The sequence below is a fragment of the Vibrio scophthalmi LMG 19158 genome, from assembly GCF_000222585.1.
Classification (GTDB): Bacteria; Pseudomonadota; Gammaproteobacteria; order Enterobacterales; family Vibrionaceae; genus Vibrio; species Vibrio scophthalmi.
Map to the genome: position 1 here is coordinate 17671 of NZ_AFWE01000083.1, position 16432 is coordinate 34102.

Annotated in this window: 12 protein-coding genes; 7 read left to right on the top strand and 5 right to left on the bottom strand. The window is 46.2% G+C overall.

Going from position 1 to position 16432, the window contains the following annotated elements:
• The first annotated feature begins 4 nt into the window (after positions 1-4).
• The 3 genes from RH88_RS07555 to RH88_RS07565 are packed head-to-tail and all read left to right on the top strand — an operon-like array spanning position 5 to position 3923.
• Positions 5-2449 (top strand): DmsA/YnfE/YnfF family dimethyl sulfoxide reductase, encoded by a 2445-nt coding sequence (locus RH88_RS07555; protein WP_005594690.1) that lies wholly within the window; start codon positions 5-7, stop codon positions 2447-2449.
• A 9-nt stretch (positions 2450-2458) separates the two neighbouring features.
• A complete protein-coding gene (locus RH88_RS07560) occupies positions 2459-3076 on the top strand; it encodes a DMSO/selenate family reductase complex B subunit (RefSeq protein WP_005594692.1) in 618 nt (205 codons plus the stop codon).
• A gap of 1 nt (position 3077) precedes the next feature.
• Entirely contained in the window at positions 3078-3923 is an 846-nt protein-coding gene (locus tag RH88_RS07565; RefSeq protein ID WP_005594693.1) for a DmsC/YnfH family molybdoenzyme membrane anchor subunit, read from the top strand.
• Between the two features lie 91 nt (positions 3924-4014).
• Here RH88_RS07565 and RH88_RS07570 read toward each other — a convergent pair whose 3' ends face one another.
• The 3 genes from RH88_RS07570 to RH88_RS07580 all read right to left on the bottom strand — a co-directional run bounded on the left by RH88_RS07570 (position 4015) and on the right by RH88_RS07580 (position 8033).
• Positions 4015-4266 (bottom strand): DUF3081 family protein, encoded by a 252-nt coding sequence (locus tag RH88_RS07570; protein WP_005594694.1) that lies wholly within the window; start codon positions 4264-4266, stop codon positions 4015-4017.
• Between the two features lie 281 nt (positions 4267-4547).
• Positions 4548-6701 carry a phosphate acetyltransferase gene (gene pta, locus RH88_RS07575; protein WP_005594696.1) on the bottom strand — a complete coding sequence of 718 codons (2154 nt, stop codon included), beginning with the start codon at positions 6699-6701 and terminating at the stop codon, positions 4548-4550.
• A gap of 135 nt (positions 6702-6836) precedes the next feature.
• Positions 6837-8033: an acetate kinase gene (locus tag RH88_RS07580; RefSeq protein ID WP_005594698.1), complete on the bottom strand. Its 1197-nt coding sequence runs from the start codon at positions 8031-8033 to the stop codon at positions 6837-6839.
• 362 nt (positions 8034-8395) lie between these two features.
• Between RH88_RS07580 and yfbV the strand changes: the two genes are divergently transcribed.
• Positions 8396-8848 (top strand): terminus macrodomain insulation protein YfbV, encoded by a 453-nt coding sequence (gene yfbV, locus RH88_RS07585; RefSeq protein ID WP_005594701.1) that lies wholly within the window; start codon positions 8396-8398, stop codon positions 8846-8848.
• A gap of 519 nt (positions 8849-9367) precedes the next feature.
• On the top strand, positions 9368-10474 hold the full coding sequence (locus tag RH88_RS07590; RefSeq protein ID WP_005594703.1) for a right-handed parallel beta-helix repeat-containing protein: 1107 nt from the start codon (positions 9368-9370) through the stop codon (positions 10472-10474).
• Between the two features lie 62 nt (positions 10475-10536).
• Here the strand turns inward: RH88_RS07590 and ald are convergent, their stop codons facing one another.
• Entirely contained in the window at positions 10537-11661 is a 1125-nt protein-coding gene (gene ald, locus RH88_RS07595; RefSeq protein ID WP_005594704.1) for an alanine dehydrogenase, read from the bottom strand.
• A gap of 156 nt (positions 11662-11817) precedes the next feature.
• Here ald and lrp point away from each other — a divergent pair, with 156 nt between their 5' ends.
• On the top strand, positions 11818-12312 hold the full coding sequence (gene lrp, locus RH88_RS07600) for a leucine-responsive transcriptional regulator Lrp (protein ID WP_005594705.1): 495 nt from the start codon (positions 11818-11820) through the stop codon (positions 12310-12312).
• A gap of 243 nt (positions 12313-12555) precedes the next feature.
• Positions 12556-15597 carry a DNA translocase FtsK 4TM domain-containing protein gene (locus RH88_RS07605; RefSeq protein WP_005594707.1) on the top strand — a complete coding sequence of 1014 codons (3042 nt, stop codon included), beginning with the start codon at positions 12556-12558 and terminating at the stop codon, positions 15595-15597.
• A 233-nt stretch (positions 15598-15830) separates the two neighbouring features.
• Here the strand turns inward: RH88_RS07605 and dsbB are convergent, their stop codons facing one another.
• Positions 15831-16352 carry a disulfide bond formation protein DsbB gene (dsbB, locus tag RH88_RS07610; RefSeq protein WP_005594708.1) on the bottom strand — a complete coding sequence of 174 codons (522 nt, stop codon included), beginning with the start codon at positions 16350-16352 and terminating at the stop codon, positions 15831-15833.
• Between the last annotated feature and the right edge of the window lie 80 nt (positions 16353-16432).

Below are 16432 nucleotides of genomic sequence, written 5' to 3' on the forward strand. Positions count from 1 at the left end.
TCCTATGAAAAAAACACTGAAAGCATTAATAACTGGTGGCCTGACAAGACGTGATTTTATCAAGTCTTCAAGTGCTGTTGGTGGTCTGGCTGCCACAGCCAGTGCAATCTCACTTCCTTTTAAATCTAGCCCTGTTGCTGCTGCTACTAACGACGCGATTGAAGAAAAAATTGTGTGGAGTGCGTGTACGGTAAACTGTGGTAGCCGTTGTCCTTTACGTATGCATGTTGTAGACGGCGAAATTAAATGGGTTGAAACCGATAATACCGGTGATGATGAATACGGTAATCACCAAGTACGTGCGTGCCTACGTGGTCGTTCAATGCGACGTCGTGTCTACAATCCGGATCGATTAAAGTACCCGATGAAACGTGTTGGTAATCGTGGTGAAGGTAAATTCAAGCGCATCACTTGGGAAGAAGCGTACGATGAAATTGCCAACAACATGAAACGCATCATTAAAGAGCACGGTAACGAAGCTATTTACCTAAACTACGGCACGGGTACGCTAGGCGGTACCGTCACTAAGTCGTGGCCACCGGCAGGCTCTTTGATCGCGCGTATGATGAACCTAAGCGGCGGCTATTTAAACCATTACGGTGATTATTCAACTGCTCAAATCAAAGAAGGTCTTAATTACACCTATGGTGGTTGGGGCGCTGGTAACTCATTCTCTGATCTTGAAAATACCAAGCTTATCGTGCAATTCGGTAACAACCCTGCTGAAACACGCATGTCGGGCGGCGGTCTGATTCACCATTTGATGGAATCGAAAGAGCGCTCGCAAGCTCGTATGATCATGATTGACCCTCGCTACACTGATACCGCGGGTGGTCGTGAAGATGAATGGATCCCAATTCGTCCGGGAACCGACGCTGCATTCATTGCTGCGATGGCTTACGTAATGATCAAAGAAGAGTTGGTTGATCAGCCATTCCTTGATAAATACTGTGTTGGTTATGATGAGAAAACCCTACCAGCATCAGCGCCGGCCAAAAGTGATTACAAGTCGTACATTTTAGGTGAAGGCCCAGATGGCATAGAAAAGACACCGGAGTGGGCGGCGAAAATCACAGGCATCCCAGTTGATACCATCATTAAAACTGCGCGTGAAATTGGTTCGACTAAGCCTTGTGCTGTGCTTCAAGGCTGGGGTCTTCAACGTACTGCCAATGGTGAGATTGCATCTCGTGCCATCGCAATGTTAGCGCTATTGACTGGTAACGTAGGTATTAACGGTGGTGGTACTGGTGCTCGTGAATCAGATTACAATATTCCGTTTGTTCGTTTCCCTACCTTAACTAACCCTGTCGCGGCTTCAATCCCGATGTTCTTATGGACAGATGCGATTGTTCGCGGCACGGAAATGACCGATCTACGTGACGGTGTTCGTGGTGTTGAGAAGCTGCGCTCGCCAATTAAGATGATCTGGAACTATGCCGGCAACTGCTTGATTAACCAGCACTCAGATATCAACAAAACTCACGATATTCTGCAAGATGATACAGCGTGTGAATTAATCGTTGTTATCGATAACCATATGACTTCTTCAGCGAAATACGCCGATATCGTTCTTCCTGACTTAACAACATCTGAGCAAGCCGATTTCTGTATGGATACTAAGGCGGCCAACATGCCTTACTTCATCTTCGCAGATAAGGCGATTGAGCCTCAGTTTGAAGCGAAAGGCATCTACGAGATCTGTTCCGAAATTTCCAAGCGAATGGGTGTGGGGGAAGCGTTTACTGAAGGTCGTGATCAAGAAGGTTGGCTACGTCACCTTTACGCACTAACTCGCGAACAAGACCCAACATTACCAGATTTTGAAACCATGCGTGAAATGGGTATCTACAAGCGACGTGATCCTAATGGTCACTTTGTTGCTTACAAAGCGTTCCGTGAAAATCCAGAGCAGAATCCACTCACTACGCCATCAGGCAAAATTGAGATTTACTCAGAGCGCTTGGCACACTTGGCTGCCACGTGGGAATTGCAAGAAGATGAAGTGATTCACCCTCTACCAATTTACGTGTCAACTTTTGATGGTTGGGATTCTAAGAAGCGACAAACCTTCCCACTTCAATTGACCGGTTTCCATTACAAAGCTCGTTGCCACTCAACTTACGGTAACGTTGATATTATCAAAGAAGCGGCTCGACAAGAGATGTGGATTAACCCGTTAGATGCGCAGTCTCGTGGTATTGAAAATGGTGATTTGATCCGTATTTTTAATGACCGTGGCGAAGTTCATATTCCGGCTAAAGTCACCCCACGTATGATGCCGGGTGTTGTCGCACTAGGTGAGGGTGCTTGGTACGCACCAGATAAGAACAAAGTGGATAAAGGTGGTTGTATTAACGTTTTGACGTCTCAGCGTCCGAGTCCGCTGGCTAAGGGTAACCCTCAGCACACTAACTTAGTAGACGTTCAACTGGTGAAGAAGGCATAAGGTTAAATCATGAAACAATACGGCTTTTATATTGATTCAAGTAAGTGCACCGGTTGTAAAACGTGTCAGCTTTCTTGTAAAGACAACAAAGATCTCGATGTGGGTGTGAACTTCCGTCGAGTGTATGAGTACGCTGGCGGTAACTGGGTAGAAGATAACGGTACATGGCGTCAGGACGTATTTTCTTACTACGTATCAATGGCATGTAACCATTGTACGAAACCTGCGTGTACTAAGGTTTGCCCAAGTGGTGCAATGCATAAACGTGCAGAAGATGGCTTTGTCGTCGTAGACACTGAGAAGTGTATCGGCTGTCAGTACTGCGGCATGGCGTGTCCTTATGGCGCTCCGCAATACAACAAAGAAAAAGGTCACATGACTAAGTGCGACGGCTGCTACGAGCGTGTCGCTGAGGGTTTGCAACCAATCTGCGTTGACTCTTGCCCACTGCGTGCGCTGGAATTTGGCCCGATTGCCGAGCTGCGTGCTAAATACGGTGACTTTGCTGAAGTGGCTCCACTGCCGAAAGCATCGTTAACGCAACCAAACATTATCATCAAACCAAACCGCCATGCGCGTCCTTGTGGGGATACCACAGGCCACTTGGCTAACCCGAAGGAGGTTTAATATGGCATGGCATGAATGGCCGCTCATCGTATTTACGGTGTTAGCGCAAACTTCGGTAGGTGCGTTTTTGGTGTTAGCAGCAATGCTTTTATTTAAGCGTTTGTCAGAGCCGACGGAAACTCGTCTACATAAAGCGATGTTTGGCTTATGGGCAATTATGGGTTTCGGCTTCTTAGCTTCAGTTATGCACCTTGGTAGCCCTTTCCGAGCGATGAACGCTTTGAATATGGTGGGCAGCTCTTGGCTATCTAATGAGATCGCGTCTGGCAGTGTGTTCTTTGCACTCGGAGGCCTGTTCTGGCTGTTGTCCGTATTGGACAAAGGCAGTGTCGCGCTGCGTAAAGCTCTGATGATTGGTGCGATGGTGGTTGGCGTGATCTTCATGTACTCAATGACGATGGTGTACATGATTGATACGGTACCAACGTGGTTCACATGGCTAACGCCAGCAGCGTTTGGCTTGACCATGGTTGTGAGCGGTTTGGCACTGGCGCATACCCTATTAGCGGTTGCAAAGCATGACAATGATTGTGCTGACAAAGCGCTGTCAGTAGCTGGTCTTATTGGCTTGTTTGCGGTTGTGATTGTGGCAATGCAATTGTCAGTTCATCTTGGCGAAGTACAAACGAGTGTAACCTCAGCATTGGCCGTTCTTCCTGATTATGCGGCAGTACAAGCGACACGCTTAGTGTTGCTCTCGATTGGCATGTTGTTATGGTTACTACCAATCATTCGCCGCAAGCCAGTGACAGCGGGTCCAATGGCGATTGCTTTTGCACTTATTGTGGTTGCTGAACTGCTAGGTCGTAGCGTGTTTTACGGCATGCATATCACCGCTGGCGTATAAACTCGAGCCGTGATGAGCTAACGAATTAGCTTTTAAACACCAAACAATATACACGAACCCAAAGCCCCGCAGAGCAATCTTGCGGGGCTTTTTATTTCGCTAAAATATCAAGTTGGCGTAGAAAGGATGATTTGTGGTTTTCTTGGTCATAATTGAGCTGATAGGTGTTGTGAAAGCCCATCGAAAGCTCAACGCCTTTGCCCTTTAGATAGACGTTATACCCATCGTAATCGGAAAATGCTTCGATGCCTAAGTAGCTTTTTCCAAGCTCCGTTTTACAACCGTTACGCATCACACATTCATACGCTAATAAAATCACATTGGAGTCGAGGTCGTTCTTCATTGTGCTCTCCCAACAAAGTTAAATTTAATTTTAGTTGGCCACTATAAATGTTTCGCTGTTCAAATCAGTATGGCTAACGAGCGCAAACCCTACCAGCCTAACGAGCAATATCAGTGCTCGGTGCTTTTACTTGGCCTAAGTTTATACGTAGCTAAACCGCTCTGAGTTTTGCGTGGGAAGGGAAAAGGGTGACAGTGGATAAGGGGGAAAATACAGGTACAAAAAAGCCCCCAAAGTTGGAGGCTTTTAATTACTTAATTCATCGGTGAATTAGGTAACGATTATTTGTTCGCTTGCTCAGCTTGATCTGCTTGGATAGCCGTTAGTGCAACTGTGTACACGATATCGTCTACTAGCGCGCCACGAGACAAGTCGTTTACAGGCTTGCGCATACCCTGCAGCATTGGACCGATAGAAACTAGGTCAGCTGAACGTTGTACTGCTTTGTAAGTCGTGTTACCAGTGTTTAGATCTGGGAATACGAATACAGTCGCTTTACCAGCTACTGGAGAGTTAGGAGCTTTAGAAGCTGCTACGTTTTCCATGATTGCTGCGTCGTACTGTAGAGGACCGTCGATGATTAGGTCAGGACGTTTCTCTTGAGCGAGTTTAGTTGCTTCACGTACTTTATCAACGTCTGCACCCTTACCAGATTCACCAGTAGAGTAAGAGATCATTGCTACGCGTGGTTCGATACCAAATGCTGCTGCAGAGTCAGCAGATTGGATAGCGATTTCAGCAAGCTGTTCAGCCGTTGGATCTGGGTTGATCGCACAGTCACCGTAAACCAATACTTGGTCAGGTAGTAGCATGAAGAACACAGAAGATACGATTGACGCATCAGGCGCAGTTTTGATGATTTGGAACGGAGGAACGATAGTGTTTGCTGTGGTATGAACCGCACCAGAAACTAGACCGTCAACTTCGTTGTTCTCAAGCATCATTGTGCCTAGGAATACTGAATCTTGTAGCTTCTCACGAGCCACAACTTCAGTCATGCCTTTCGCGCCACGTAGTTCAACTAGACGAGCAACGTAGTTTTCACGAACTGCATCTGAATCGATGATTGTTACGCCAGCACCTAGTTCAACGCCTTGTTGCGCTGCAACGCGACGGATTTCTTCTGGGTTACCTAGCAGCACACATTCAGCGATACCGCGCTCAGCACAGATAGCCGCAGCTTTAACTGTACGTGGCTCATCACCTTCAGGAAGTACGATACGCTTACCAGCTTTACGAGCGAACTCAGTAAGTTGGTAACGGAATGCTGGTGGGCTTAGACGACGAGACTTTTGCGTGCCTTCAGTCATAGACTCAATCCAGTTGCCGTCGATGTGACCTGCAACGTGATCGTTAATGAATTCGATGCGCTCTTTATCGTCCGCTGGAACTTCGATGCTGAAGCTTTGTAGGTTCAGCGAAGTCTGCCAAGTGTTACCTTGTGCTTTGAAGATTGGCAGGCCAGTATCGAATGCAGGTTTACATAGACCTTCAATTTCTTGAGGGATGTCGTAACCGCCGGTCAATAGGATTGCGCCGATTTCTACGCCGTTCATTGCTGCAAGTGCCGCTGCAACGATAACGTCAGGACGGTCAGCAGAAGTAACAAGTAGAGAGCCTGGTTTAAAGTGCTCAATCATGTTTGGTAGTGAACGTGCACAGAACGTGATGCTCTTGATGCGACGAGTGTTGATATCACCAGCGTTGATGATGTCAGCGTTTAGGTGTTGAGCCATATCGATCGCGCGAGTTGCGATTAGATCGATTGACCAAGGCACACAACCAAGTACACGAATTGGAGAAGTGTTGAAGATTTCCATCACTTTCATTTCGTTAGTTTGTGCGCTGTCTGCATCGTCAAACATTTCTGATAGGTCTGGACGAGTACGGCCAGCTTCATCTACAGGAGCGTTAAGCTTGTTGATGATAACACCAGAGATGTTTTTGTTCTTAGTACCACCGAAGTTAGAACATGCTACTTCGATACGCTCTTTAAGCTGAGCTGGGTTGTCTAGACCAGGAGTCGCAACAAGTACGATCTCTGCGCCAAGCGTTGCCGCGATTTCCGCGTTCACTTGGTTAGCGAATGGGTGCTTACGAGTTGGTACTAGACCTTCGATCAAGGTTACGTCCGCATCTTTGTTGATTTGGTTGTAACGTTCAACGATAGTTTCTAGAAGCTCATCCATGTTGTCGTTACCGATTAGGCTTTCAGCAACAGACATTTGCATTGGAGTGCCGATCTTCATATCGCTGTTCGCGCCAACGATAGTTGAAGTCAGATCAGGCTGATCGCCGCCAGAACGTGGTTGTGCGATAGGCTTGTAGAAAGAAACTTTAACGCCCTTGCGCTCCATAGTGCGCAGAACACCCATGCTAACACTAGTAAGACCAACACCAGCGCTAGTAGGGATAAGCATAATAGTACGAGACATCGACTAATTACCTTACATTATTGGATTAAAAGCTCAATTACGTATTCCCTGAAGAGTTCATGGAATAGGAGTTGAGCCCCTAAATTTCTATTTATAGAAAAACTGGCCAGCCCGAAGGCTAGCCAGTTGAGTCAATTACAGACCTGCTAGACGTGCAGTGTCTTCAGCGATAACTAGCTCTTCGTTAGTAGAGATAACCATTGCTGGGATGCGGCTGTTTGCAGTAGTGATAGTACCTTCACCACCGAAACGTGCTTTAAGGTTTGCTTCGCTGTCTACTTCGATACCGAAGATAGCTAGACGGTTAAGAACCATTTCACGGATTGGGCCAGAGTTCTCGCCGATACCGCCAGTGAAAGTGATTGCGTCTAGACGACCTTCTAGAGAAGCAGTGTAACCAGCTACGTATTTAGCTAGACGGTGACAGAACACGTCCATTGCGCGAGTTGCTTCTTCTTTCTCACCGTAGTTGTCTTCAACGAAACGACAGTCTGAAGTCACTTCAGTTAGACCTTGTAGGCCAGACTCTTTAGTTAGCATGTTGTTGATTTGCTCAACAGAGTAACCTAGTGCGTCGTGTAGGTGGAAGATGATCGCAGGGTCGATATCGCCACAACGAGTACCCATTACTAGACCTTCAAGAGGAGTTAGACCCATAGAAGTATCTACAGATTGACCGTTCTTGATTGCACATACAGATGCGCCGTTACCTAGGTGACAGTTGATGATGTTAACTTCTTCAACTGGCTTGTTTAGTAGGCCTGCAACTTCACGAGTGATGAATAGGTGTGAAGTACCGTGCATGCCGTAACGACGGATGCCGTGCTCTTTGTATAGGTTGTATGGAAGAGCGTATAGGAACGATTCTTCAGGCATAGTTTGGTGGAACGCAGTGTCGAATACAGCAACGTTTTGTAGCTCAGGGAAGTTGTGTTTAGCAGCTTCGATACCGATAAGGTGAGCTGGGTTGTGAAGAGGTGCGAAAGTCGCAGCGTCTTGGATGCCCTTAAGAACTTGATCACAAATAAGTGCTGATTGAGTGAACTGCTCGCCACCGTGAACGATACGGTGACCGATCGCGCCTAGGTTAGCTTTAAGCTCTGGCTTAGAAGCAAGAATAGTTTCTACCATGAAAGATAGTGCTTCTTCGTGTGCTGCGCCTGCGCCTAGTTGAGCTTCGTGCTTACCATCAAGTTTCCACTTCATACGAGCTTCTGGAAGACCAAGACACTCAGCAAGACCTGTTAGGTGCTCAGCACCAGTCTCTGCATCAACAATTGCAAACTTAAGAGAAGAACTACCGCAGTTTAAAACTAAAACTAGCTTTGACATGTATGACTACCTGTTAATCGTCTGATAAAAATCAGTTAGGATGAAATTTAACCACAAGAATAGTCGAGTCTAGTGTAACTGCGTACCATTCTTGCTTAAAAAGCGCTTAAATCCATGTATAAAAAGAGGTCGCTTTACCATGAAAGCAACTTGTGCAATCCTTGCAGATATCTCTCAACGTTGCCTAAATTGTAAATAAGAGCAACAATGAGATTGAGGGCGTGCCAAGGATAGCGATAATAGACAAATATAACAAAAAAAATTTGAAAGAATATTAACTTTCGTCTAATTTTTACGCGTTTAGTTGAAAGTTTCAACTTATTTTGAAGTTAAGTGCCTTGTACCGGAAGTGAGAGAGTAATATGAATAATAAAGTCGGTCTCGTTCACAGCTTACGTGATGGTCAAAAGTACATGGATACTTGGCCTGTGCGCAAAGAACTCGCGCCACTGTTTCCAGAGCAGCGCATTATAAAGGCAACACGTTTTGGTATGAAGGTAATGCCAGCCGTTGCAGCTATTAGTGTGCTTACACAAATGGTCTTTACCAATCACCAAGCGTTACCGCAAGCGGTGATAGTGGCTCTGTTTGCTATCAGTATGCCAATCCAAGGTATGTGGTGGCTAGGCAATCGCGCTAATACACAATTACCACCATCACTTGCTGGCTGGTATCGTGAGTTGCACCAAAAAATTATTGAAAGCGGTTATGCTCTAGAACCACTAAAAGCTAAGCCTCGCTATAAAGAGTTGGCGCGCATTCTAAATCGCGCGTTTCGTCACTTAGATAAAACGTCACTTGAGCGTTGGTTCTAGCAGAGAAGACTGTTCGGCCCGCCTCACTTCGGGAATCGAGATGCGGGAACGCTGCACTGCGAGAAAATACGGATAAACGAAAGGGTTGGCATTGCCGACCCTTTTTAGTTCTGGATGCGGGAACACTTCGTTGCGAGAAATACAAGAACAAATTAAACGGTTGGAGTTGCCGTAGCAGCGAGATAACTCGCTGTGTTCTCGTCTCCGTAGTTAAGCGCAACCGCGCAAAACGTTCCATAATCCGTGACCACAGAGACAAGTGTCCCCCTTGGAAAAAGAGATGTCTTTAAGTGCTTTTTTCAAAATTAAGAAAAGTTACATGGTTTGTTGGCTTGATGATAACTATGTCAATCATTCGCTTAAGTAATTGATTAACGATAGGGCTTAAAAGAATAATCCTCGTGAAAAGTTTAGGTACCCCCGTTTCATTATTTTAGGCAAGCCAGTTACGACACATGCTTGCTGCCATCTTCGAAACACTTGGGGTACCTTAGTGGACAACATCAGCGGGAATTACTTTTGAAAATACATTTTATAACCCTATTACTCGGTTTTTCTACGGCTCAAGCACTGGCTGAACAAGTGGCTTACATTGGCCAATGTGGCGTTTTAGGTATAGATAGCCAGCCAACATTCACTCATCTTAAAGCAGATACAGTCGAGGTCTACCATTACTCAGAGTTGGTGAGTGCCATTGAACAAGGCGTGGGGAACATTACGATCCCTGACGGTGTGACTATTGGCGTACCAAATCAGCGTGGGGCTATTACATTGAAACCCTATCAGTCGCTAACGAGTACAAGAGGACGATCCAATGAGCCAGGGAAATTAGTGATTGAGCCTAATTTGACCAATGACAGTGATACATATCCGGTGATCGTAGTGTCATCGGGCGTGACTATCTCTGGGCTGGTAATTGAGGGGCCAGTAAAGGTGAGTGATTCATCTAAGAAAACGATTGGAATTCAAACAAAGAGCGCTGCTCAAGGCGTTACAATCGAAAATAATGAATTGTTCGGTTGGCCTTGGGCGGCCGTATCGTTTAAGTCATCAAAGAACAATGTGGTTAAAAATAACTATATCCATAGTAACATCAAATCAGAACGAGGCTATGGAGTCGTTGTGCAAAATGGTCATGCTACAGCAAGGATAGAATGCAATGTCTTTGATCGTAATCGCCATGCGATTGCGGGAGCTGGCTTGCCAGGTGAAGGTTATGTGGCACGGTATAATCTTGTTATGCAAGGCGGGGGCCGTGGTGCTTATCACCAGTTTGATATGCATGGAGATTCGATGGGTAATGCGGGAAGTTTTGTCAAAGTTTATAGTAACTGGTTTGATTTTGGCGACTATGGCACATCGAACCGCTCTGCCATTATGGTTCGAGGCGTTCCGATTGAAGGTTGGTTAGAAGTTAGCAACAATGTGTTTAAATCGCCGTTTAAAGTCACGTCAAGGAACAACGCTATCACGGGTGTCTCTGGGGCGTTGCCAGCCATTGAGGAAATAATGCGACAAAATCAGTTTGAGCAGGCTTTCGTGTATCGTAAAAATCTATCAGGGCAATGTGAAATGCAGGTTGCTCATGAAACCATTCCACTCATTTGCTCTGCAATTGGGTATTGACGACACAGGTGATGATTAACGTAGCGAATCAAGGCATGCCTTGATTCGCTGTACAAATGGAGCTAATTAAACATTTCTATGGCTGCGTCTGGTTCGACGTAATCAAGCCCAAAAGCTTCGGCCACTTCCTTACAAGTGACTTTACCGTGAATCACATTGAGACCTTCCAAGAAGCCTTTATCGTCCAATAGAGCTTGGCGGTAGCCTTTATTGGCTAATTTGACTATATAAGGAAGCGTTGCATTATTCAGTGCAAAGGTTGAGGTACGCGCGACCGCGCCCGGCATGTTGGCGACACAGTAGTGCACGACATCATCGACGATATAAGTTGGATCGGCGTGAGTAGTAGCATGTGACGTTTCAAAACAACCGCCTTGGTCGATGGCGACATCAACAACGGCAGCGCCGGGTTTCATTTTGGCAATGTGCGCTTTCGTCACCAACTTTGGTGCCGCAGCGCCTGGAATTAATACCGCGCCAATAACAAGATCAGCAGATAGAACGTGTTTTTCGATGGCGTCTTCAGTTGAATACACCATTTTTGCGCGCCCTTGGAACTCTTCGTCCAATTTGCGAAGCGCATCAATGTTTCGATCGAGAATCGTTACATCGGCACGCATGCCGACGGCCATTCTGGCAGCGTTCGCACCGACCACACCCCCACCAATTACTACGATTTTGGCCGGTTCGACCCCTGGAACACCGCCAAGTAATAAACCACTGCCACCATGGGATTTTTCCAGTGTTTGGGCGCCAGCTTGAATCGACATACGTCCAGCAACTTCCGACATTGGTGCAAGTAGTGGCAAGCGACCCATATTATCTGTTACAGTCTCATATGCTATACAGACGGCTTTACTCTTGATTAGCTCATCAGTTTGTGGAAAATCTGGGGCTAGGTGTAGATAAGTAAATAATATCTGCCCCTCGCGGAGCATTGAACGCTCGGTAGCTTGAGGTTCTTTTACCTTAACGATCATTTCTGCTGTCGAGAAAACGTCAGCAGCAGTAGGAAGAATGGATGCGCCTACAGCGATGTAATCATCGTCTGAGAATCCAATGCCGGATCCGGCTAGGGTTTCAACAAAAACTTGGTGACCTTGAGACACTAGCTCGCGAACGCTGGCTGGAATCATGCCGACGCGATATTCGTGGTTCTTGATTTCCTTTGGTACGCCAATGATCATCCTGACTCCTCATTTTTTTTTGGTTGTAATAACTGTGTGTAGGGTAGTATTGTCGAATTAATATCTAGTATAAGAGCAAATGTTTAACATTTGATACTAAATATTAAGAAGATGTAGTATATATTTTTGCAAGGAAGTAATAAGGTGGAATAAAAAATGGCAGACAACAATAAGAAGCCGTCCAAGGATCTAGACCGTATCGATCGCAATATTCTTAATGAATTGCAGAAAGATGGTCGAATTTCAAACGTAGAATTATCAAAGCGTGTGGGCTTGTCACCAACACCATGTTTAGAACGTGTTCGTCGTCTCGAACGCCAAGGGTACATCACGGATTACACTGCGTTACTTAACCCACAGTATCTTGATGCGTCTCTATTGGTGTTTGTTGAAATTACGTTAAATCGTGGTGCGCCAGATGTGTTTGAACAGTTTAATACCGCGGTACAAAAACTGGATGACATTCAAGAGTGCCACCTAGTATCAGGTGATTTTGACTATCTATTAAAAACGCGAGTAGCTGATATGGGTGCATATCGTAAGCTGCTTGGCGATACATTACTGCGTTTACCGGGTGTAAACGACACACGTACTTACGTAGTAATGGAAGAAGTAAAACAAACTAATCAGCTAGTGATCAAAACCCGCTAATTATAGTCATTGAGGAGATGAGACCAAGCTAACAACATTTGGTTAGTGAGCCTTTGGTGCCGTTAACTAGGGTCTTTTTTGGTCAATCTCCTAGATTGTTATGTGCGCAGAGTGACAGAGGTGGAATCCCTTTCGATATTCTGACGTTAGACAATTGGGTTTTTAGCTTTGATATGGTTAAATCTATAGTCCGAGTAGCTTTGCTGCTCGGGCTATTTTTTTCCTAATAAAGATAAGTAAGTTATGTTCAAAAAGAACAGCAGTAAAGTCGAAACAATTATAAAAACCGGGGAAGAGCCTCAGTCTACCCGTTTATCGGGGCCTGAACGCCTGAAAGAGTGCAGCCTTATTGTGGCAGTACTGGCGTCTATTTTGCTCTATGTTGCCTTATTAACCTTCAGTCCTGCTGATCCATCCTGGTCGCAAACGGCGTGGGCGGGAGATATTGCGAACGCTGGCGGTATCATTGGTGCCTGGTTTGCCGACACTCTGTTCTTTTCATTTGGATCACTGGCTTACACTATTCCTTTGTTAATTGTCGTCACCGCTTGGGTTTGCTTACGTAAGCGTGATGAAGATGATCCACTTGATTTGATGCTTTGGGGTACTCGTTTCCTTGGCTTCACGATTTTAGTTCTGACCAGTTGCGCTCTTGCCGATATCAACTTTGATGATATTTGGTATTTTTCCTCTGGTGGTGTGATTGGCGATGTACTGACTAGTTTGGCGCTTCCGACGCTTAATGCCCTCGGTACGACATTGGTACTACTGTTTCTTTGGGGCGCCGGTTTTACCCTCCTCACGGGCATTTCATGGTTAACGATAGTTGATTGGCTTGGTGATTCTGCGATTAAGGCATTCACGCGCCTATTTAACCGCGTTCGTGGTGAACAAGATGAAGTGATGGAACCACAGCTCAAACAGGCGGATGAGTTTGAACGCGCATCTGTTAAAGCAACGGCTCAAGCGGATCATGACCAGAACAGTGAGCAGGATCATGAACAGCCACGTCGTTACAATATACATATGCCAGAAGCGGTCAGTGCGGTAGCAACAAGTGGTGTTGCGAATATTGCCGCGGAAAGTATTTCTGTCTCGCCGCAACAGCAAGAAGGATATCAGACTCAAGCATCAACAGTGTCGGAAGAGCCGTTGCATGAAACGTATCAACCTCACGAGGCGCCAAGCGCTGTGGGTTATAACGAACAGCAGGATCAACCATATACACAACAAGAGTTCACCCCACAGGAAGTCGCTCCGCAAGAAGCCCCTCACTATGATCCGGTTTCGAATGGTGAAGTTGAGCGTACGCGCCAACTTGAAGCGACGATTGAACAACTAGAGCAGGATGCGACTCAAGCGGATGATATGGCCGAACAGTTCATCCCACCTTGGCAGCAAGAGACAATGCCGGCAGGTGCTGCTGTTATTCAGCCTACAGAACATAACCAAGCTCCGAATGAAGTGCCTTGGCAGCAAGTTGAGCCACAAACTGCACCAGAGATTGATCAAACGCAGTTGGATGAAATTACTCAGCAAGTAGAACCCAATTCTACCCATATTGAACCAACCATTAGCTCGTTTGATGTCGTAGAACCGAGTGAACAACCGACCGCCCAACCTGCGGCCGTTGATGTGCCAATGACCGAGCCTGTGACGCTTGAACACGACAATCAAGATGAAGATGTTTCAGCATTCCAGTCAATTGTCGCTGATGCTCAAGCGAAGGTCGTTGCGAAACAAAACCCGTTCTTAGTACAACAAGAACTGAATTTACCTAAGCCGACAGAGCCACTGCCGACTTTAGAGTTGCTTTACCATCCAGAGAAGCGTGAAAACTTTATCGATCGTGAAGCGTTAGAAAATATTGCTCGTTTGGTTGAATCCAAATTGGCTGATTACAAAATTCAAGCGACCGTGGTTGATATTTTCCCAGGTCCTGTGATTACCCGTTTTGAGCTTGATTTAGCACCGGGTGTCAAAGTAAGCCGTATTTCGAGCCTCTCAATGGACTTAGCTCGCTCCCTATCTGCGATGGCAGTGCGTGTGGTTGAAGTGATCCCTGGTAAGCCTTATGTCGGTCTAGAGTTGCCGAACATGAGCCGTCAAACGGTATTTTTCTCTGATGTAGTGGGAAGCCAAACCTTTATTGATGCTAAGTCACCGACGACAGTCGTCCTTGGTCAAGACATTGCCGGTGAAGCGGTTATTGCCGATATCGCAAAAATGCCACACGTATTAGTGGCGGGTACAACCGGTTCTGGTAAATCGGTCGGTGTAAACGTGATGATTCTAAGCATGCTGTATAAAGCATCGCCAGAAGATCTGCGTTTTATCATGATCGACCCGAAAATGTTGGAGTTGTCGATTTACGAAGGTATTCCACATCTATTGTCCGAAGTGGTTACTGACATGAAAGACGCGTCCAATGCACTGCGTTGGTGTGTGGGTGAGATGGAGCGTCGTTATAAGCTGATGTCGGCACTCGGTGTACGTAACATCAAAGGCTTCAATGACAAGCTGAAAATGGCAGCCGATGCTGGTCACCCAATCCATGACCCATTGTGGAAACCGGGCGATAGCATGGATGAAGAAGCGCCATTGCTAGAAAAATTGCCTTATATCGTGGTGGTGGTCGATGAATTTGCCGACCTTATTATGGTGGTGGGTAAAAAAGTTGAAGAACTGATCGCTCGTTTGGCGCAAAAAGCACGTGCAGCCGGTGTCCACTTAATTTTGGCTACTCAGCGTCCTTCGGTTGATGTTATTACTGGCTTAATTAAAGCGAACATTCCAACCCGTATTGCCTTTACCGTTTCAACCAAAACGGACTCGCGCACGATTCTTGATCAAGGCGGTGCGGAATCATTGTTAGGTATGGGTGATATGCTCTACCTAGCGCCAGGTTCAAGCCATACTGAACGTGTTCACGGTGCTTTCGCTTCGGATGATGATGTGCATGCCGTAGTGAATAACTGGAAAGCACGTGGTAAGCCAAATTACATCGAAGAAATCATCAGTGGTGAACAGGGGCCTGAAAGCCTGTTACCAGGCGAATCGATGGAAGCGGATGAGGATACTGACCCACTATTTGACCAAGTGGTTGAGCATGTTGTGCAATCACGTCGAGGTTCAGTTTCAGGTGTTCAGCGCCGCTTCAAAATTGGTTATAACCGCGCGGCACGTATTGTTGAGCAACTTGAAGCTCAAGGCATCGTGAGTGCACCAGGACACAACGGTAACCGTGAAGTGTTAGCACCAGCGCCAGGGCGTGACATGAACTAGAACAAAGCAGGCGCAGTCTGCTTTTTAACTCTCGTCAGTGAAAATGTGGACGAGAGTTAAAGCACACGATAGCAGAAGCGCAGGTTATTCCTGCGCTTTTTTATCGATGTAAAAAAGGGCTGGCATATCGCCAACCCTATCAGTCATCGCAGACCGTTAATCTCGCTTCTAGCTCTCGCTTCTAGCTCTCGCTTCTAGCTCTCGCTTCTAGCTCTCGCTTCTAGCCCTTGCTTCTAGCTCTCGCTCTTAGCAAACTGTGCAACAACAATAAACGCCAGTGCAACCAGATTACCCGCAAAAATCACCACTAGCCATTGTGGCATCGAAAGCGTTAAGAATTGCCATACCACTTCTGCGCAATCACCGTAGGCTTCAAACATACCTGGAATCCATTGGTTCAGTGGTGCCCAGCTAGGGAAGGTCACGAACAGATCGCAAGTAGCGAAAGGGGATGGATTAAACTGGTACTCAACGTGCTGTAGAGCAAGCTCTAGGCCCTTGTAAGCTGTTGCTCCCCATGCCGCAAGACCCAGCCAGCGGACGAACGGATTTTGCGGTGCGATTAAGCCAATAATCGCTGCGCCACCAATACCCATCATTGCCACGCGCTCATAAATACACATCACACAAGGAGCCAACTCCATAACATGTTGGAAGTAGAGTGCACAGGCTTCAAAGAGAACGATGGCGAGCAACAAAAGAGACCAAGAGAGTCGCCCTTGCGAGAATGTTTTGAGTGTTGAGAGAAAATTCACGAGTAATGTCCTTTACAGAAATAAAAAAGCTCTGAATACTCAGAGCTTTTTAACGTGTAACAGTTCCCTAATCAAGGGAA